At 63.3% G+C, this 19,085-nt stretch carries 17 protein-coding genes; 9 read left to right on the forward strand and 8 right to left on the reverse strand.

Features of this window, described 5'->3' with window-relative positions; genetic code table 11:
• Window position 1: 1 nt before the first annotated feature.
• Window positions 2-1,756, reverse strand: coding sequence for an ABC transporter ATP-binding protein/permease (locus RHPLAN_RS07730; RefSeq protein ID WP_068015614.1), 1,755 nt, complete (start codon window positions 1,754-1,756; stop codon window positions 2-4).
• A gap of 266 nt (window positions 1,757-2,022) precedes the next feature.
• Between RHPLAN_RS07730 and RHPLAN_RS07735 the strand changes: the two genes are divergently transcribed.
• The 3 genes from RHPLAN_RS07735 to RHPLAN_RS07745 all read left to right on the forward strand — a co-directional run bounded on the left by RHPLAN_RS07735 (window position 2,023) and on the right by RHPLAN_RS07745 (window position 5,665).
• Window positions 2,023-3,162, forward strand: coding sequence for a TRAP transporter substrate-binding protein (locus RHPLAN_RS07735; RefSeq protein WP_068015617.1), 1,140 nt, complete (start codon window positions 2,023-2,025; stop codon window positions 3,160-3,162).
• Window positions 3,163-3,251: 89 nt separating this feature from the next.
• Window positions 3,252-3,920, forward strand: coding sequence for a TRAP transporter small permease subunit (locus RHPLAN_RS07740; RefSeq protein ID WP_068015621.1), 669 nt, complete (start codon window positions 3,252-3,254; stop codon window positions 3,918-3,920).
• Complete coding sequence (locus tag RHPLAN_RS07745) at window positions 3,917-5,665, forward strand: TRAP transporter large permease (protein ID WP_068015623.1); 1,749 nt, start codon at window positions 3,917-3,919, stop codon at window positions 5,663-5,665. The genes RHPLAN_RS07740 and RHPLAN_RS07745 overlap by 4 nt, the downstream gene beginning before the upstream one ends.
• Window positions 5,666-5,795: 130 nt before the next feature.
• Here RHPLAN_RS07745 and RHPLAN_RS07750 read toward each other — a convergent pair whose 3' ends face one another.
• Window positions 5,796-6,830: a 5-methyltetrahydropteroyltriglutamate--homocysteine methyltransferase gene (locus RHPLAN_RS07750; RefSeq protein WP_068030780.1), complete on the reverse strand. Its 1,035-nt coding sequence runs from the start codon at window positions 6,828-6,830 to the stop codon at window positions 5,796-5,798.
• A 119-nt stretch (window positions 6,831-6,949) separates the two neighbouring features.
• Between RHPLAN_RS07750 and RHPLAN_RS07755 the strand changes: the two genes are divergently transcribed.
• The 5 genes from RHPLAN_RS07755 to RHPLAN_RS07775 all read left to right on the forward strand — a co-directional run bounded on the left by RHPLAN_RS07755 (window position 6,950) and on the right by RHPLAN_RS07775 (window position 12,600).
• On the forward strand, window positions 6,950-7,945 hold the full coding sequence (locus tag RHPLAN_RS07755) for a Bug family tripartite tricarboxylate transporter substrate binding protein (RefSeq protein ID WP_084246464.1): 996 nt from the start codon (window positions 6,950-6,952) through the stop codon (window positions 7,943-7,945).
• On the forward strand, window positions 7,942-8,967 hold the full coding sequence (locus RHPLAN_RS07760; protein ID WP_068015635.1) for a VOC family protein: 1,026 nt from the start codon (window positions 7,942-7,944) through the stop codon (window positions 8,965-8,967). Before RHPLAN_RS07755 ends, RHPLAN_RS07760 begins: the two co-directional genes overlap by 4 nt.
• 104 nt (window positions 8,968-9,071) lie before the next feature.
• Window positions 9,072-10,217, forward strand: a complete 1,146-nt coding sequence (locus tag RHPLAN_RS07765) for a TRAP transporter substrate-binding protein (RefSeq protein WP_068015637.1) — start codon at window positions 9,072-9,074, stop codon at window positions 10,215-10,217.
• 90 nt (window positions 10,218-10,307) lie between these two features.
• Complete coding sequence (locus RHPLAN_RS07770) at window positions 10,308-10,709, forward strand: META domain-containing protein (protein WP_237180073.1); 402 nt, start codon at window positions 10,308-10,310, stop codon at window positions 10,707-10,709.
• A 49-nt stretch (window positions 10,710-10,758) separates the two neighbouring features.
• On the forward strand, window positions 10,759-12,600 hold the full coding sequence (locus RHPLAN_RS07775; RefSeq protein WP_068015639.1) for an NAD(P)-binding protein: 1,842 nt from the start codon (window positions 10,759-10,761) through the stop codon (window positions 12,598-12,600).
• A 3-nt stretch (window positions 12,601-12,603) separates the two neighbouring features.
• Here the strand turns inward: RHPLAN_RS07775 and RHPLAN_RS07780 are convergent, their stop codons facing one another.
• From RHPLAN_RS07780 to RHPLAN_RS07790, 3 genes are all read right to left on the reverse strand, one after another.
• Window positions 12,604-13,542, reverse strand: a complete 939-nt coding sequence (locus tag RHPLAN_RS07780) for a cation diffusion facilitator family transporter (protein ID WP_068015648.1) — start codon at window positions 13,540-13,542, stop codon at window positions 12,604-12,606.
• Window positions 13,543-13,641: 99 nt separating this feature from the next.
• Complete coding sequence (groL, locus tag RHPLAN_RS07785) at window positions 13,642-15,282, reverse strand: chaperonin GroEL (RefSeq protein WP_068015649.1); 1,641 nt, start codon at window positions 15,280-15,282, stop codon at window positions 13,642-13,644.
• A 31-nt stretch (window positions 15,283-15,313) separates the two neighbouring features.
• Window positions 15,314-15,610 (reverse strand): co-chaperone GroES, encoded by a 297-nt coding sequence (locus tag RHPLAN_RS07790; RefSeq protein WP_068015650.1) that lies wholly within the window; start codon window positions 15,608-15,610, stop codon window positions 15,314-15,316.
• A 360-nt stretch (window positions 15,611-15,970) separates the two neighbouring features.
• On the opposite strand from RHPLAN_RS07790, the gene RHPLAN_RS07795 reads away from it, so the two are divergent.
• Window positions 15,971-16,489 carry a hypothetical protein gene (locus tag RHPLAN_RS07795; RefSeq protein WP_068015651.1) on the forward strand — a complete coding sequence of 173 codons (519 nt, stop codon included), beginning with the start codon at window positions 15,971-15,973 and terminating at the stop codon, window positions 16,487-16,489.
• Between the two features lie 105 nt (window positions 16,490-16,594).
• On the opposite strand, the gene RHPLAN_RS07800 is transcribed toward RHPLAN_RS07795, so the two are convergent.
• From RHPLAN_RS07800 to RHPLAN_RS07810, 3 genes are all read right to left on the reverse strand, one after another.
• Window positions 16,595-17,260, reverse strand: coding sequence for an outer membrane protein (locus RHPLAN_RS07800; RefSeq protein ID WP_068015653.1), 666 nt, complete (start codon window positions 17,258-17,260; stop codon window positions 16,595-16,597).
• 270 nt (window positions 17,261-17,530) lie between these two features.
• Window positions 17,531-18,199, reverse strand: coding sequence for an outer membrane protein (locus RHPLAN_RS07805; protein ID WP_237180074.1), 669 nt, complete (start codon window positions 18,197-18,199; stop codon window positions 17,531-17,533).
• A gap of 220 nt (window positions 18,200-18,419) precedes the next feature.
• On the reverse strand, window positions 18,420-19,034 hold the full coding sequence (locus RHPLAN_RS07810) for an outer membrane protein (protein WP_068015655.1): 615 nt from the start codon (window positions 19,032-19,034) through the stop codon (window positions 18,420-18,422).
• Window positions 19,035-19,085 lie beyond the last annotated feature (51 nt).

Raw genomic sequence — 19,085 nt, forward strand, 5'->3', positions numbered from 1 at the left:
ACTATTTGGCGATCGATTCGATCACGGCTTCGCGCACCCGATAATGCCGCTCGTCGGGCTCCAGCGCGAGCCGTCGCTGGTGGAACGCGGCCAGCGTCGAGCGGTGGCCGATCGAGACGATCGCGGCATTCGGGAGTCGTTCGGCCAGCAGGCGATAGAGCTTGGCCTCCGATGGTTCATCGAGCGAGGCCGTGGCTTCGTCAAGAAACAGGAAGTCCGGCTTATCCAGGATGGCGCGGGCGATGCCGAGACGCTGCTGCTCGCCGAGCGATAGCATCCGGTTCCAGTGCGCCTCCTCGTCGAGTCTCGGCGCGAGCGCCGGAAGACCGACCGCTTCGAGCGTGGCTTTGAGGCTCTCGCGGCTGAACGCCGTGGGCTCGGCGGGATAAGCGATCGCCGCGGCCAGCGTGCCGACCGGAAAATATGGCCGCTGCGGCAGCGTCATCGAGCGTGCCTCATTGGGCACCGTCACAGTGCCGGAGCCGAACGGCCAGATGCCCGCGATGGCGCGGAACAGCGTCGACTTGCCTGAGCCCGACGGCCCGCTGACCAGCATGGCTTCGCCCTTGCGCATCACGGCATGCTCGACGCCGACCAGGGGCCGGCCGCCTGGCAACGTCACTTCGACATCGCTGAGTTCGACGGTCTGGCCGTCGGGCGACGGCTGCACTTTCACCAACGGAGGCGTGACGGCGGCCGCGCGTCCGGCCGCAAGCGTGTGGTCAAAGCCGTCGAGCCGGTCGATCACGGCGAGCCACTCGGCGAGCTGACGATAAATCTGGGAGCTGACGAAAAAGGATAGCGCGCCTTGCACGCTGCTGAAAGCCGAGGCGGTCTGCATCAGTCCGCCGAGTTGCATGGTGCCGGCGAAATAGGCCGGCGCGCCAACCACGAAAGGAAACACGCTCGACACCTGTGCAAAGCCGGCAGTGAAGAAGGTCACCTTCTTGGTCCGCTTCATGATCAGCATCCAGTTGTTCATCAACCGGCTGAAGCGCTCCAGCAGCCGCTGCTTTTCGGAGTTCTCGCCTTCGAGCAGCGCGATCTGCTCGGCGTTCTCGCGGACGCGCACGAGGCTGTAGCGGAAGTCAGCTTCGTAGCGCTGTTGCATGAAGTTGAGGCCGACCAGCGCATGGCCGATCCACTGGACGATCGCGGTGCCGATGATCGAGTAGATCAGTGCCGCCCAGACCAGATAGCCCGGGACTGCGATGTTGACGCCGAACAGCGTGAACGGGGCGGTGGCCGACAGCGCCCAAAGGATGACGACGAATGAGCCGAGCGTGACCACCGAGTTGAGCAGGCCGAGACCCAGGCTCAAGCCATTCTCGATGAATTGCCTGATGTCTTCGCTGATACGCTGGTCGGGGTTGTCGGCGGCGTCGCCAAGAAGCTGCATGCGATAGTGATTGGCGCCGCTGAGCCAGGAATCGAGATAGCGGTCCGTCATCCAGCGCCTCCACCGGATCTGAAGCCATTGATTCAGATAGAGCTGATAGACCGCGAGCACGATGAAGGTCGCCGCGAGCACGCAGAAGAACAAAAGCTCGCTGACGAACACATCCCAATTGTGCTCCTGCAGCGCGTTGTAAAAGCGGTTGTTCCACTGGTTGAGCATCACGTTGATGGCGACGAGCGACAGCTCGATCCCCACCACGGCAATCAGCAGCGTGAGACCCGCTTTGCGGTCTTCCGATCGAAAATATGGAGCGGCGAGCCGCCAGATGATGGCGAGCTTCGAACCAAGGGCTTTCACGGGGTATCTCCTATGCGGTGCTGCGGCAAACGAGCGCGGACCAGCCCGCGAGTGTTCGACCAAAGTAGGGCGTCTGAATTCGGCAATCTCACGCAAAATAGGCCGGATCGAGACCTTCCGGGAGAGCCACGGACTTGTGAAAGGGAGGTAACCCGGTAAAACTGTAGACAACCTGGAGGGAATAGAACGATCCCGCCAGGGTAAGCACAACAAACGGGCGGCGTTCAGCGTCGCTCGGGGCGACAAAGTCTAGGGAGCGACGACGAATGAGCAAAAAACCGGACTCGAAGACTGCCAGCCGCAGAAAATTCCTGTTCGCGGCAGGCGCAACCGCGGCCGCGACGGTGGCGGCGCCAGCGGTCAATGCCCAGCAGGGCCCGATTAACATGCGCTGGCAAAGCACATGGCCGTCGAAGGACATCTTCCACGAATTCGCACTCGACTTCGCCAAGAAGGTCAACGACATGACCGGTGGCGACCTCAAGATCGAAGTGCTTCCGGCCGGCGCCGTGGTGCCGGCGTTCCAGCTTCTCGATGCTGTCTCCAAGGGCGTGCTCGACGGCGGCCACGGCGTGCTGGTCTATCACTACGGCAAGCAGACTGCGCTCGCGCTGTGGGGCTCCGGTCCCGGCTGGGGCATGGATGCCAACATGCTGCTCTCCTGGCACCGCTATGGCGGCGGCAAGGAGCTTCTCAACGAGCTGTACGCCTCGGTCGGCGCCAACGTGGTGTCGTTCCCTTATGGGCCGATGCCGACCCAGCCGCTCGGCTGGTTCAAGAAGCCGATCACCAAGGCTGACGACTTCAAAGGTCTCAAATACCGCACCGTCGGCATCTCGATCGACGTGTTCACCGGCTTGGGCGCAGCCGTCAACGCGTTGCCCGGCGGGGAGATTGTCGCCGCGATGGATCGCGGCCTGCTCGAAGCGGCGGAATTCAACAACGCGTCGTCGGACCGCGCGCTTGGCTTTGCCGACGTCTCCAAGATCTGCATGCTGCAGAGCTATCACCAGAACGCCGAGCAGTTCGAGATCATGTTCAACAAGGACAAGTTCAACGGGCTGCCGGAAAAGATGCGCTCGCTTATCGCTAACGGGGTCGATGCAGCAAGCGCCGACATGTCCTGGAAGGCTGTCGACCGCTATTCGCAGGACTATGTCGAGCTGCAGACCAAGGATAACGTCAAGTTCTACAAGACGCCTGACGCGATCCTGAAGAAGCAGCTTGAGGTCTATGACGAGGTCGTCAAGAAAAAGGCTGCAGAAAACCCGCTGTTCAAGAAGATCGTCCAGTCGCAGATCAAGTTTGCCGAACGTGCCGCGCGGTGGGAGAACGACACCGTCGTGAGCCGCAAGATGGCGTTCGATCACTACTTCGGCGCCAACGGCGCAGCGAAGAAGATCTGACGATACGCTGAACTTGCAAGGCACCATTCGGCCGGGCGACCGGATGGTGCCTTGTTGTTCCTGGTCTCACCGCGCATCGGCCACGTTTCATGAACGTCCAGAAACTGCTCCACGGGATTGACGGCGTCAGCACTTGGGTTGGCAAGGCCGCGGCGTGGCTGATCGTCGTGTTGATGGCGGTCGTCTGCATCGAAGTCTTCAAGCGCTACATCCTGAACGCGCCGACGGCATGGATATTCGATCTCGACAACATGCTGTACGGCACGCTGTTCATGCTCTGCGGAGCCTATACGCTGGCGCAGAATGCCCACGTGCGCGGTGATTTCCTGTACAGCTCGATGCGGCCGCGCACGCAGGCCACGCTCGATCTGGTGCTCTATGTGGTGTTCTTCATCCCCGGCATCGCCGCGCTGATCTATGCCGGCACCTTCTTTGCCGCCGATTCCTGGCGCATCGCCGAGCATTCCAACGTGACCGCCGACGGTCCGCCGGTCTACCACTTCAAAACGATCATTCCGATCGCTGGCGCGCTGGTGATGCTGCAGGGCATCGCCGAGATCATGCGCGCCGTGATCTGCCTCAAGACCGGAGAGTGGCCGAGCCGGCTTCACGACGTTGCCGAGATTGACGTGGTCGGGGAGCAGCTCGCCAACAGCCAATACGTGGACGAGGAATCGCGCAAGGTCGCGATCGAGCGCGCCAAGGAAATCGACGAGGTCGCACGTCAGCGCGGCATGGGGGGAGACCTCAACACATGAGCGATCCCGCTCTCGGGCTCTTGATGCTCGGCCTCATCGTGGTCGTGATCATGATGGGGTTCCCCACGGCGTTCACGCTGATGGGGCTCGGCATGTTCTTCGGCTACATCGCGTTCTACGACCCGACGCACCTGTTCACCGAGAACAAGGTGTTCGAGCTGATGGTCCAGCGCACTTACGGCGCCATGACCAACGACGTCCTGATCTCGATCCCATTGTTCGTGCTGATGGGATACGTGATGGAGCGTGGCGCGCTGGTCGACAAGATGTTCTATTCGATCCAGCTTGCGTTCCGGAACGTGCCGGCCTCGCTTGCGGTCGCGACCTTGATCGTCTGCACCTTCTGGGGCATCGCGTCGGGGCTGGTCGGCGCCGTGGTGGTGCTGATGGGGGTGATCGCCTTCAATCCGATGCTGCGCGCCGGCTACGACGTGAAGCTCGCCTCAGGCGTCATCACGGCCGGCGGCACGCTCGGCATCCTCATTCCGCCTTCGGTGATGATCATCGTCTATGCGGCCGTGGCCGGCCAGTCGGTGGTGAAGCTCTACGCCGCCGCGATGTTCCCGGGCTTCTTCCTCGCCTTGCTCTATCTCATCTACATCATCGGCTGGGCGATGATTAATCCCAAGATCGCGCCGAAGCTGCCGGAGGAGCAGACCAAGGTTCCGGTGCCCGACTGGCTGCGGAAATTCCAGGCCAGCTATTCCAGCAACATCTTCATCGGTCTGCTGAAGGCGCTGGTTGCGCCGGGCAAGGCCATGACGCTCCAGACCGAGCAGGGCAGGCTGACCTATTGGGAGTTGCTGAAGAACCTCGCCGCCGCGCTCGTTCCCTTCATCCTGGTGGCCGGCACGCTGGCTACGGTGTGGTGGTACGTGGTGATCCACCAGCAAGTCGCGGCGGCCGAAGCCGTGACGGGTCTTGAGCAACTCGGCACGCCGGGGCTCAGCGGTCCCGAAGCATCACCGTCGGAGAAGGGGCCGCCGCAAGGATTCTATCTGTGGTTCGGCATCATCGCGGCGGTCTGCGCGCTATGGCAGATCCGCTACTACGCGCGGCTTGATGCCGACCGGCTGGAGGTCATCAAGCTGCTTACGTCGTCGGTGATGCCGCTCGGCATTTTGACCGTCGTGGTGCTCGCCGTGATCCTGTTCGGCATCACGACCGCGACCGAATCCGCGGGCGTCGGTGCTGCCGGCGCCTTCCTGCTGGCGCTCCAGGCCCGCACGCTCGACTGGAAGCGCACCAAGGAGGCGGTGTTCCTCACCGCCAAGACCACCGCGATGGTGTGCTGGCTGTTTGTGGGCTCGGCGTTGTTCTCCGGTGTGTTCGCGATCCTCGGCGGTCAGGCGCTGGTCGAGCAGTGGGTGCTGTCGCTCAACATGACGCCGATCCAGTTCATGATCCTGTCGCAGGCGATCATCTTTCTGCTCGGCTGGCCGCTGGAATGGACCGAAATCATCGTGATCTTCGTGCCGATCTTCCTGCCGCTGCTCAAGCACTTCGGCATCGACCCGGTGCTGTGGGGCGTGCTGGTGTTCGTCAATCTGCAGGCGGCGTTCCTGTCGCCGCCGGTGGCGATGTCGGCGTTCTATCTGAAGGGCGTCGCGCCCCCGCACGTCACGCTCAACCAGATCTTCAACGGCATGATGCCTTACATGGCCGTGATTGTTGTATGCATGATCATCATGTATCTGTGGCCCGGCATGACACTGTGGCTGCCGAATTATCTTTACGGCGGCTGAGACAAAAAGCCGTATGAGAGCGCATCAAATGTAGGGTGGGCAAAGCCGCGCAAGCGGCGTGCCCACGCCGTCACTCGAATAACGACGCGTGGACCCGGCGCTTTCGCGCCTTGGCCCACCCTACAATTCTTTACTGGATCTCACGCCGTGCAATCGCAGCGCCTTCGCTCAGCGCCTTCAGCTTGCCGAACGCCGTCTCGCGCGAAAGGTACTTCATCCCGCAGTCCGGCGCCGGAACGAGCCGCTTGGCGTCGATGAATTTCAGCGCCGCGCGGATGCGGCCGGCCACGATCTCCGGCGTCTCGACCGCCTCGTCGCCCAGGTCGATGACGCCGAGCATGATGGTCTTTTTGGAGAAGTCCTTGAGGATGCCGAGGTCGAGCTTGGGCTGCGCCGCCTCGATGGATATCTGGTCGGCGGCGCTGTCGGCGAGCTGCGGCAGGAACGAATAACCGACCGGCTTGTCCTTCGACACCACCGCGGCGTAGCCGAAGCACAGGTGCACCACGGTCGGCACCTTGAGGCCCTGCAGTGCGCGGTCGAGTGCGCGCACGGCAATGCGCTTGGCGGCGTCGGGATCGTTGCGCAGCCAGGGATCGTCGAGCTGGATCACGTCGGCGCCCGCGGCCTCCAGCGCAAGGCACTCCTCGTTCACCGCCGCGGCGAAATCCATCACCATCTCATCGGCGTCCTTGTAGAACTCGTTCTTGGCTTGCTGCGCCATGGTGAAGGGGCCGGGCAGGGTGATCTTGGCTTTGCGGGCGGTGTTGCGGCGCAGGAACTTCATGTCGTCGAGCTCGACCGGTCCCTTGCGCCGGACCTTGCCGACAACGCGCGGCACGCTGACCGAGCGGCCGGCCCGGTTGGTGATGCTCGCCGGATTGTCGTTGTCGATGCCGTCGAGCGCGGTGGCGAAGCGGTTGGAGTAGCTTTCGCGGCGCATCTCACCGTCGGTGATGATGTCGATGCCGGCGCGCTCCATGTCGCGGATCGCGAGCAAGGTGGCGTCGTCCTGCGCCTGCGCCAGATACGGCGCTTGCACCCGCCACAGCTCATGGACGCGCACGCGCGGCACCATCGTGCGCAGCAGGGCGCGATCGACCAGCCAGTCCGGTTGTGGGTAGCTGCCCACCACGGTGGTCGGCAGAAGATGTTCGGTGGTCATGATCGCTCCCGGCATTAAGGCTTGAACCAGTCGACACATATCAAGCATGCTCGCCGGAAATAAAAAAGGCGCGTCGCCAATACGGTTCAAGGAGCGAGACGCGCCGAAGGGAGGTCATCATGACGACGCGGCGTAATTTCATGGCGCTGGCGGGATCGGCTGGACTTTCGGCTGGCTTCGGCCAGACGGCCTGGTCGCAGAGCACCATCGACGGCTGGCCGTCGCGTGCGGTGCGCGTGATCTCGCCGACCGCCACCGGCGGCCCGGGCCAAAATTTCCGGCTCTATGCCGACAATCTGAAGAACACATTTGGCCAGAGCTTCGTGCTGGAGAACATGCCGGGCGCATCCGGTTCGATCGGCTGCATGACGGTGGCGCGCTCGGAAGCCGACGGCCACACCCTCCTGCTCGCCTCCAACAGTCATATCGTGCTGGCGCCACTGGTGATCAGCGGCAGCCCGGTGAACGTCAAACGCGATTTCGATCCGATCGCGCTGATGTTCACCTTCCCGTTCCTGCTCGTGGTCAACCCGGACCTCGGCGTGAAGACACTCGACGAATTCGTCGCGTATGCCAAAGCGCGGCCCGGCCAGCTCAATTGGGGCTCGCCGGGCGTCGGCACCGGCGGTCATCTGGTGACGGAATTGCTGCTGAAGAAGACGGGCATCAAGGGCCAGCATGTGCCTTATCCCGGGACCACGCAGCAGTTGCTCGCCGCCGCGGCCGGCACGCTGCAATTCACCTTCGACACCCCGGGCAACTCCAAAGGCCTCCGCGACAGCGGCAAGGTGCTCGCGCTGGCCGTCACCGGCGACAAGCGCTCGAACACCGCGCCCGAGGTGCCGACCTTCAAGGAGCTGGGCTACGACGGCTTCGACGATCTGCGGGTGGCCAACGGACTGCTGGCGCCCAAGGGAACGTCGCCGAAACTGATCCAGGCGTTCAACGCCGAAATCGTGAAAATGAACAGCAGCGGCGCCGTCCACGATACTTTGGTCGGCGCGTCGTACGAGCCGGGCGTGATGTCGCCGCAAGACTATGGCGCGATGATCGACCGTGAGCTCGAGCAGTGGGGTGCAATCGTGCGCGAAACAGGTGTGCAGATAAAGTCATGACAGGGCCGATTCCCAAAACCAACTTCAATCCGCCGTTCAACATCACGCGCGCCAGCCATCTCATCTTCACGGTGCGCGATCTCGCCAAGAGCCGCGAGTTCTACACCGAGGTGATGGGGCTGATCGTCAGCGACGAAGACGCCAGCACGCTCTGGCTGCGGGGGGTCGAGGAGCGCGCCCATCATTCGCTGACGTTGAAGAAAACCACCGGCCGGCCGGAGTGCGAGCGCGTCGGTTTCCGGGTGTTCACCGAAGAGGATCTCGCCAAGGCCAAGGCGCATTTCGACAAGATCGGCGTCAAATCCGAGTTCGTCGAGGTGCCGCACCAGGACCGCACGCTGCACTTCAACGATCCGGCCGGCACGCCGGTGGAGCTCGTCGCCACCATGAAGACGGTGCCGCGCATGCACACCCGGATCGACAAGCATCGCGGTGCGGGTGCGCTGCGGATGGATCACTACCAGGTGCTGGTCCCCGATGTTCTGGCGAACGCGAAGTTCTACATGGACTTGGGCTTCCGGATTTCCGACTACATCTACGTCGAGGCGGCGCAGCGCGTGGTCGGCACCTTCCTGCACCGCAAGGACAACCCCTGGGACATCGTATTCCTGACGCGCTCAGGCCCGCGCTTTCATCACGGCGGCTACGTGGTCGAGGCCTTCGAGGACATCGTCCGAGCCTGCGACGTCGCCGGCAATCTCGGGTTCGGCGACCGGATCGAGCACGGTCCTGGTCGCCACGGCCATCAGCACTCGTATTATCTCTACGTGCGCGATCCGGACGGGCATCGCACCGAGCTGCTGCTGCCGGGCATCCAGATCATCGACATCGACGACGAGCCGGTGATGTGCCCGGTGAAGCCGAACGCGAATTCGAACCTTTGGGGCCTGCCGGCGCCGAAGAGCTGGGTCGAGGAGGCGACAAATTTCTCGGGCGTCGAGATCAAGCAGACGCAGGACGGCACGCCGATGACGGCGGAGCGCTATCTCGCGGAAAAGACCAAGGAGGCGGTGGCGACATAAAGCTCGGTCGTTTTCCGGCGGAAACTTGCTAGATTGAACGCGGCCGCGAATCATTGCGGGCGCAATCGCCGTCGTCCCGTCGCCGGGCCAGGAAGACAGACCGCATGGCCAAGCGGACGACCGCCGCACCAACCAAAGGCAGCACGAAAATTGGCCGCCGGCGTTTCCTGCTGGCGGGGCTTTCCGCGGGCCTTGGCGGCGCAGCCACGATCGCGATGCCGCAGGTGTCCCGCGCCCAGACCGTGAGCTGGCGCATCCAGAGCGCGTGGCCTGCAAAGGATGTGTTCCACGAATTTGCCGTGGACTATGCCAAGCGGGTGACCGAAATGGCGTCCGGCCGGCTGCGCATCGACGTTGTCGCGGCGGGTTCGGTGGTGCCGCCGCTGCAGATGGCTGACGCGACCCATGCCGGCATCCTCGACGGCTGCCACGGCACCGCGAGCCTCTGGTACAAGAAGCACAAGGCTTATGCGCTGTTCGGCGCGCCGCCCTCGTTTGGCTGGAACTCGCACGGCTTCCTCGCCTGGTTCTATTACGGCGGCGGCGAGACGCTCTATCGGGAGCTGACCAACGAGATCGTGCGGGCCAATCTCACCGGCTTCCTCTACGGCCCGATGCCCACGCAGGCGCTCGGCTGGTTCAAGAAGGAGATCAAGGAGCCGTCCGATCTCAAGGGCGTGCGCTATCGCGGCACGGCTCTCGCGGGCGAGCTGTTTGCGAGCCTCGGCGCCACCATCATCAATGTGCCGGCCAATCAGGTCGCGCCCTTCATGGAGCGCGGCATGGTCGACGCCACGGACGGCAGCAACGTCGCGATCGATCTGCAGTCCGGCCTGCCTGAGGTCGCGAAGTTCTACATGCTGGGCAGTCATCACCGGCAGGCGGAGGCCTTCGAGATTGTTTTCAACAAGCAGAAGCATGATGCGCTGCCGGCCGAGCTCAAGGCGATCACGCGGCACGCCGCATTCTCGGCATCGAGCGATCAGCTCTGGAGCGCGCATTCGCGTTATCCCAAAGAATTCGACGAGATCAAGAAGCGTGGTGTCAGTGCGGTGAGGACCAGCCCCGGTGTCATCGAGGCGCAGCTCAAAGCCTGGGACGGGGTGATCGCCGAGTTGTCGAAGGATTCGTTCTTCGCCAAGGTGATCGCTTCGCAGAAGGCCTGGGTGAAGCGCACCCAGCCATTTTTTCAGGCCAACAATCTCGACACTGACGATCTCGCCGCGGCCTACAAACATTTTTTTGGTTGACCGCGACAGCAGCGCGCAAAACTCAAGCGAGCGGTCTTGACGATCCGGTTGCAACGCAGCAAACAGTCGTTGCATTTTTCGAGGGTGAGTATGATTGCAAGGAAATGGTATGCGGCTCTGGCAGCCGCGGTGATGATTTCGGAAGCAGCGATTGCGGTTCACGCACAAGAGGTCCCTTTCGAGGGTGAATTGTTGCTCGACGCCCGGCCGATGCCGGGCTCAAAGCGCATTCCGAACATGGACGTCGCCGCCAACGGCACCATCGCACTTGAGATGTGGTGCAACCGGGTCGAGGGACAGGTTGTGGTCGCGGGCGACACTTTGACGGTCATCACCGGGCAGCCGACCGAACGCGACTGTTCGCCGGACCGGGCGCGCGCCGATGCGGAATTGATCGAGGCGCTGAACGCCGTCACCAACTGGCGCCGCCAGGGCGATTCCGTTTTGCTGATCGGCCCGAAGACTCTCCGCTTCAAAGTGCCGACGAACTAGGCAGGCGCATACCTCAACGGGCCTCGGTTCGGCGCTATGGTGACCGGTCATGACGATCACTCGCCGCGATTTCCTCAACGGCGCTGCACTGACCGTCGCCGCGGGGCTCACGCCTGCGGCGCAGCTTGGTGCGCAGCCCAATCTCTATCCGCCGGCGCTCACCGGCCTGCGCGGACAACACGCGGGATCGTTTGAAATCGCTCACGCGCTGCGCGACGGGCAAAGCTTTGCCTTGGGCAATGCGCCGATCGAGGAGCGCTACGATCTTGTGGTGGTCGGTGGCGGCATCAGCGGGCTGTCGGCCGCGTGGTTCTATCGCCGGGCGCGGCCTGAAGCCCGCATCCTCATCCTCGACAATCACGACGACTTCGGCGGCCACGCCAAGCGCAACGAGTTCACCATCGGCGGCCGCCGGATGATCGGCTACGGCGGCAGCCAGTCGCTGCAATCGCCGAATACGCTGTACAGCCCCGTCGCCAAGAAGCTTTTGACGGACCTCGGTGTCGATCTGAAGCGCTTCGAGAGCGCATTCGACCGCAATCTCTATTCGTCGCTCGGGCTCACGCGCGGCACGTTCTTCAACCGCGAGACCTTCGGTCGCGACGTGCTGGTGGCCGGCGAGCCGCCGGCTGCGAATGCCGAGGAGAATCCGCAGCGCAAAGGCAACGCGCTCTTGGAATTCGTTGCGGCGTTTCCGATCTCGGCTGAAAGCCAGGCGCAGCTTCTCTCGCTCTACTCCACGGCCAAAGATCTGATGGCCGGAAAATCGATCAAGCGCAAGAAGGCGCTGCTCAAGCGCATCAGCTATCGCGACTACCTGACCAAATTCGGTGGCTTGAGCGAGGAGGCCGCCAATTGCCTGCAGGGCCGCACGTTGGATTTCTACGGCCTCGGCGCCGATGCGGTACCGGCGGCCGACGCACGCGATCTCGGTTATCCGGGCTTTGCCGGCTTGAAGCTTCCGCAAGACACCAACGCGGCCTGGAAGGAACCGTACATCTATCATTTTCCCGACGGCAATGCGGGGATCGCGCGGCTTCTGGTGCGCGCGCTCATTCCCGGCGTGGCCCGGGGCCATACCATGGAGGACTTGGTCGAGGCGCCGTTCGACTACGCGAAGCTCGATCGCGACGGGCAGGGCATCCGGCTGCGGCTCAACTCTACCTGCGTGAACGTCCGCGAGAGCGGCGGCAAGGTCCAGGTGGCCTATGTCCGTGACGGCGCACTCCGGCGTGTCGAAGCGCGTCATGCGGTGCTCGCCTGTTTCAACATGATGATTCCCTATCTCATGCCGCAGTTGCCCAAGCCGCAACGCGCCGCACTTGCGAAGAACGTCAAGACGCCGATCTGCTACACCGATGTCCTGATCAGGAATTGGCAGGCGTTTGCGGCGCTGAAGGTCCATTCGATCCATCTGCCGATGGGCTTCCACAGTCATGTTTCGCTCGACTTTCCGGTGTCGCTCGGTGGCTACAAGAATCCGCGCGATCCCTCCGAGCCGATGCTGCTGCATCTCGTCCATATTCCGGGCGCGCCGAATCGCGGCCTCGACGCCCGCGAGCAATTCCGCATCGGCCGCGGCCAGCTCTACACCATGACGTTTGCGGACTTCGAAGCGCGCATCCGCGACGAGCTCGATCGGATGCTGGGCGCGGGCGGCTTCGCAAGCGACAGCGACATCGCGGCGATCACGGTGAACCGCTGGCCGCATGGCTACAGCTACGTCGCCAATTCGCTATTCGATCCGAACGACTACGAGAACCGCGTTCTGAAGGTGGCGCGGCAGCGCGCGGGCAATGTCGCGATCGCCAACACCGATGCCGGCGGCGACGCCTGGGTGCATTACGCCATCGATCAGGCGAACCGCGCGGTGCGCGAGCTGACGTCCTAGCCGTCAGTGCGGGTCGTCGCGGAACATCCGGTACTGCTCGCGCGACTGCGGCTTGACGAACAAGGCGACGATCTCGGGATGGGCTGACCGCAGCTGGTGCTCGAGCGCGGCGACGCGCTGCTCGATCTCCGGCGTCGTCAGCCGGTCGGCGAATTCGAGGCTCAGCGCCAGCACGATCTCGTCGGGCGCGAGATGCACGGTCAGCATGCCGTTGACGCGTTCAACGCCGTCCTGCTTTCGCGCGATCTCCATGATCGACTTCGTCACCCGTGCGCTGGCCGACTCGCCGATCAGCAGCTCCTTGCTCTCGCGAGCAAGCATCACTGCGGTGACAGCGAGCAACAGGCTGATACCCAGCGAGGCCACGCCGTCGAGCTCGGGACGGTCGAGATGATAAGACGCCACGTTGCCGCAGAGCGCAATCGCAAGGCCGATCAGCGCGGCGGTATCCTCGAACAGCACGAGAAACAGCGGCGCATTCTTGCTGCGGCGGAACGCCTGGTAATAGCTCTGGTCGCCCCTGAATTTGTTGAATTCGCGCCGTGCGATCAGCCACGACGTGCCTTCGAACACCGCCGAGACCGCGATCACCACATAATTCACGGCCGGATCGGTGATCGGATGCTTGTCGATGATCTGCGCGATGCCCTCGTAGAGCGACACGCCGGCGCCGAGCGCAAACACCAGCAGCGCCACGATGAAGCTCCAGAAATAGAGCTCGCGGCCGAAGCCCAGCGGATGCAGATCGTCGGGCGGGCGGTCCGCGCGCCAATGCCCGTAGAGCAGGAGGCCCTGGTTGCCGGTGTCGACCAGCGAATGCACGCCCTCGCTCAGCATCGCCGAACTGCCGGTCCAAAAGGCCGCACCGAACTTGGTGATGGCGATCAGGAAATTGCCGGCGAGCGCGGCGTAGATCACCCGTTTGGAAGATGCTGCCGCCATAGCGCTTCAACGCTGCCGGACGATCATTCGTTTCGCGGCCAAAAGAAAAGGGCCCGGCTTTTGGCCGGGCCCTTCACGTTTTTGCCTTTCAGGGCAGGCTTACATCATGCCGCCCATTCCGCCCATGCCGCCGCCCGGCATCGCCGGAGCCGAAGCTTCCTTCGGCACTTCGGCGACCATCGCCTCGGTGGTCACGAGCAGGCCCGCGACCGAGGCCGCGTCCTGGAGCGCGCGACGCACGACCTTGGCCGGGTCGACGATGCCCTTGTCGATCAGGTCGACATACTCTTCGTTCTGGGCGTCGAAGCCGAAGGTCTCGGACTTCGATTCCATGATCTTGCCGACCACGATCGAGCCCTCGACGCCGGCGTTCTCGGCGATCTGCCGGATCGGCGCCTCGACGGCCTTCAGCACGATGTTGATGCCGGCCTGGACGTCGGCATTGTCGCTGGTGAGCTTGCCGACCGCCTTCTTGGCGCGGAGCAGCGCAGTGCCGCCGCCCGGGACGATGCCCTCTTCCACCGCAGCGCGGGTGGCGTTGAGCGCGTCATCGACGCGGTCCTTCTTCTCCTTCACCTCGATCTCGGTGGCGCCGCCGACCTTGATCACGGCCACGCCGCCCGCGAGCTTGGCGAGACGCTCCTGCAGCTTCTCACGGTCGTAGTCCGAGGTGGTCTCCTCGATCTGCGCCTTGATCTGCGCGACGCGGGCTTCGATGTCCTTCTTCTTGCCGGCGCCGTCGACGATCGTGGTCTTTTCCTTCTCGATCACGACCTTCTTGGCGCGGCCGAGCATCTGCAGCGTGACGTTCTCGAGCTTGATGCCGAGGTCTTCCGAGATGAGCTGGCCGGCGGTGAGGATCGCGATGTCCTCGAGCATCGCCTTGCGGCGATCGCCGAAGCCCGGAGCCTTCACGGCCGCGATCTTGAGACCGCCGCGCAGCTTGTTGACGACGAGCGTGGCAATGGCCTCGCCCTCGACGTCCTCGGAGATGATCAGCAGCGGCTTGCCGGTCTGCACCACCGCCTCGAGCAGCGGCAGCATGGACTGCAGGCCCGAGAGCTTCTTCTCGTGCAGGAGGATGTACACGTCCTCGAGCTCGGCAATCATCTTCTCGGCGTTGGTGATGAAGTACGGCGAGATGTAGCCGCGGTCGAACTGCATGCCCTCGACGATCTCCACCTCGGTGTCGAGGCTCTTGGCCTCCTCGACCGTGATGACACCTTCGTTGCCGACCTTCTGCATCGCGTCGGCGATCATCTTGCCGATCTGCTTGTCGCCGTTGGCCGAGATGGTGCCGACCTGCGCGACTTCCGCCGACGAGCCGACCTTCTTGGCGCGCTTCTCGAGGTCCTTGAGGACGGCGGCGACCGCGATGTCGATGCCACGCTTCAGATCCATCGGGTTCATGCCGGCGGCGACCGACTTGGCGCCTTCCTTCACGATCGCGGCGGCGAGCACGGTCGCCGTGGTGGTGCCGTCACCGGCGTTGTCGTTGGTCTTCTGGGCAACCTCGCGCACCATCTGCGCGCCCATGTTCTCGAACTTGTCCTCGAGCTCGATCTCCTTGGCGACGGTCACGCCGTCCTTGGTGATGCGGGGCGCGCCGAACGACTTGTCGATCACGACGTTGCGGCCCTTGGGGCCGAGCGTGACCTTGACGGCATTGGCGAGGGTCTCCACGCCGCGCAGCATGCGATCGCGCGCGTCGCCGGAGAAACGGACGTCTTTGGCAGCCATTTCAAAACTCTCCTGAAACCGATGAGTGGAATTAGGCGATCACGCCCATGATGTCGGACTCCTTCATGATCAGGAGATCCTCGCCGTCGAGCTTCACTTCGGTGCCCGACCACTTGCCGAACAGCACGCGGTCGCCGGTCTTGAGATCGAGCGGGGTCAGCTTGCCGCTCTCGTCGCGGCCGCCGGGGCCCACGGCGACGATCTCGCCCTGCGACGGCTTCTCTTTGACGGTGTCCGGGATGATGATGCCGCCGGCAGATTTCTCTTCGGCGTCGATGCGCTTGACGACCACACGGTCGTGCAGGGGACGGAACTTGAGCTTGGCCATGCTTTCCTCGTGGCGCGTGAGCGCTAGTGTTGGAAGAAAAGTGTTGTATTGATAGACACTTAGCAGTCGAACCCAAGAGTGCTAAATGCCCGGCTGGAGATAGGCTGTCGGGCCCGGCGAGTCAAGATGAACGGCCCCATTCGTTAAGGCTGTCGGCCCTTTGGTTAATGTGTTGGGCCGGATTTGGCCGCTTTGGGCCTTTCGCTCAGGTCCGGCTAGACTGAATCGCACGACCCGGCCAACGCGGTTAGCGACTGGTTAAATTTGTACCGGTTAAGATGCGACATCGAGGTAGCCGCAATGGCATCGGGGACTGAAAGCCACCGCCGCCGTTCCTGAAGGCAGAGCAGGACACAAGTAATGAGTGATGACCGTCGAACCCTTCCCATCGCCGCCCTGGCCGTTCTCGGCGCAGGCCTGACGCTCAGCGGCTGCGGCGGCAGTTTTAATATGCCGAGCTTCGGGGGCAGCACGCCCGAGCCCGCGCCGCCGCCAGCGGGGGCGTCCATGCCGTCCAAATACGCGCCCGAAGAGATGATCGGTCGCTGGGGCTACACGTCCTATCAGAACGAGGCCGACAAGGCCCGCACCATCACCATCGCACGCGGTCAGTGCAAAAATCCGTATGTCATCGCGCGCGGTCCGACCGGCGGCGTGATGATGCATCTCGCCGACCAGCGGCAGCCGAGCGAACTGCGGCTCAAGGGCAGCTCCGATGGCCGCAACTACATCGGGCCCGAGGGCGAAGCCGGCAATCCGCAGGATCGCGAAATCCTGTCGTTCGACGGCCGCGTGCTGATCACGCGCTATGTCGATCCGGACTCGGCCAACCGCTACGGCAACATGGTCTATGTGCGCTGCGCGCCGGGCCGCGGGTAATTCGCGGCCATAACGCGCGCGGCATCCGCAGCCGCCCGATACGCCGCACCCATGAAAAAAGCCCCGGACTTGCGTCCGGGGCTTTCGAGTTTGTCGCGTGGTTTCTTAGAAGCGATAGTTCAAACCAGCCCGCACGATGTTCATCTGCAGATCGACGTTGGTCGCGGTGCCGCAAGAGGCCGCGGGGCACGTCGTGTCGCCGAGGTCGGCGTAGAGATATTCAACCTTGGCGGTCCAGTTGCCGGCGATCACGCCTTCGATACCGGCGCCAACCGTCCAGCCGGCATTGGTGTCGCTCGAGGTGCCAAAGCCGAAGCGATGAGCCTTGACGTCGCCGAACGCCACGCCGCCGGTGAAGTAGGGCATAAAGCGATCCCAGGCGTAGCCGACGCGGCCGCGCACGGTGCCGAACCATTCATTCTTGGTCTTGCAGGTGGTCGCGCCGCAAGCGGTGGTGTCGTCGACAAAGCTCGCGTCCACATCGCCTTCGAGGCCGAACACCCACGGGCTGCCCATGCCCTGCCAGTTGTAGCCGGCGGTCACGCCGATCATGCCGCCGCCCGGGCTGTTGCTGACGCCGAGGGCGTTCCAGTCGGAGTTGCCGAAGGCGCCGCCGCCGTTCACGCCGAGATAGAAGCCGCTCCAGTTGTACATCGGAGCGTACATCGGTGCCTTGTAGGGCATGCCACGCGCAGGAAGGTCCGCGGCCGAGGCCGGGACGGAAGCGACGAGCGCGAGTGCGCCGAGGGCCGCAGCGAGAGAACGATTCATTACGCTAACCTCCAAAATTCAAAGTTAGCGCAAAGTATTCAGCGGGTGCGGAAAGTCTAGTGTAGAAAAAGCACATTGGTTAGCGTTGACAAAGTATGAACGCAGAAACCTGCATTTTTCCTGGGATTTCTGGAGTCGCGTTTTTCGTATACACAAAATTTACTATAACGATGGTCAATAAATACTAAACAATACTCAGCTCGAAGCGCCAAAAAAGAACCGCCCCGGACGGCAACCGTCCGGGGCGGTTCTGCTTGGGTGGCTTCCGGATCAGAACCGGTAGTTCAAACCGGCGCGCACGATGTTGGTGCGGAAGTTCGCGCTGGTGGCCGGAAGGCAGGCGCCGCAGTCGACGCGGCCGAGATCGGCGTAGAGATATTCGACCTTGGCGGTCCAGTTGGCGACGAGCGCTGCCTCGATGCCGGCGCCGACCGTCCAGCCGACATTGGTGTCGCTGGTGCTGGCAATGCCGGGCTGGCTCACCTTCACGCCGCCGAAGGCAGCACCGCCGGTGATGTAAGGCATCCAACGGTCAAACGCCCAGCCGATCCGGCCGCGCGCAGTTCCGAGCCAGTCGTTCTTGGTTTCGCATCCGAACGGGCAGGAGGCGCTGGTGAAGCTGCCCTTGATGTTGCTCCAATCGATATCGGCTTCCAAGCCGAACACCCAGTTGCCGGTCTGCCAGTTGTAGCCGGCCGTGACGCCGGCCAGGCCGCCGGACACATCCGTGCTGCCGATGCCATTGTTCCAGTGCGAGGTGCCCCACCCGCCGCCGCCGTTGATACCGAGATAGAATCCGTTCCACGAATAGACCGCCGGAATATAGGCCGGCGCTTTGACCGGCGGCATCGCGCGCGGCAAATCCGCCGCCGCAGCGCTCGTGACAGCCAGACCCAGCAGACCGATTGTGGCAAGAAGAACCCGACGCATACGCGGCATACCCGCCTCCCGTTTCTTGTGCGCCCGCACCCCCAACATCGCGAAATGACAGTTGGTTCCTGGATTTTGGCGGCAGTTCTTAGAATCTTTGGCGGGACTGCGGTCTTATTGTGATTGCGCGCGTTGCAATGTGCGGCGTGACCTGGAAGTCACCCGGTCTGCGGCAAACCTACTGAAAGGAAATGGCGGCGTTCTGTTATGTCGCCGACACTGGCGCGGATCAGAAGCGATAGTTCACGCCGAAGCGCAGCATGCTCGACGAGATTCCATGATCGGTGCCGTCGAGGGCGAACGTGCGCGAGTTCAGATCGACGTAGAGATACTCGGCCCTCGCGCTCCAGTTGCCGGTGAGCGCGACCTCCATGCCGGCGCCTGCGGCCCAGCCGAGACTGGTGCGTGAGTCATGGACGCCGAGCGAAAGGCTTTCGGCGCGCAAGGTGCCGTAAGCGAGGCCTGCGGTTCCATAGAGCAGGATGTTGTTCATCGCGTAGCCGGCGCGGCCGCGCAGCGTGCCGAACCAGGGGTTGGAGAATTTCCAGCCCGCAAAGCGGTCATCGGCATCCGACATCTGCAAGTCGGTCTCGCCGCCGAACACGAACTGTCCGGACTGCCAGTTGTAGCCGGCCTGGATGCCGCCCATCACGCCGCTCGGATCGGTGCCGGTGTTGCTCACCGAGCCCCACTGATAGCCGAGATTGGCGCCGACATAGGGGCCCTGCCAGAACATGCTGCGCGCGGGCGCGGGCTGCCCATAGGGCATGAGATCCGCCGCTGTCGTCGCGCCGGGCGCGAGCAAAAGCGTTGCAAGTGTTGCCGCGAAGGCCAATTTCTTCATCGCAACCTCCACCTGACCCTTTGATTCACTCGAAGCGTTTGCCGCTTGCCT

The organism is Rhodoplanes sp. Z2-YC6860 (assembly GCF_001579845.1).
In the GTDB taxonomy this organism is placed as follows: Bacteria; Pseudomonadota; Alphaproteobacteria; order Rhizobiales; family Xanthobacteraceae; genus Z2-YC6860.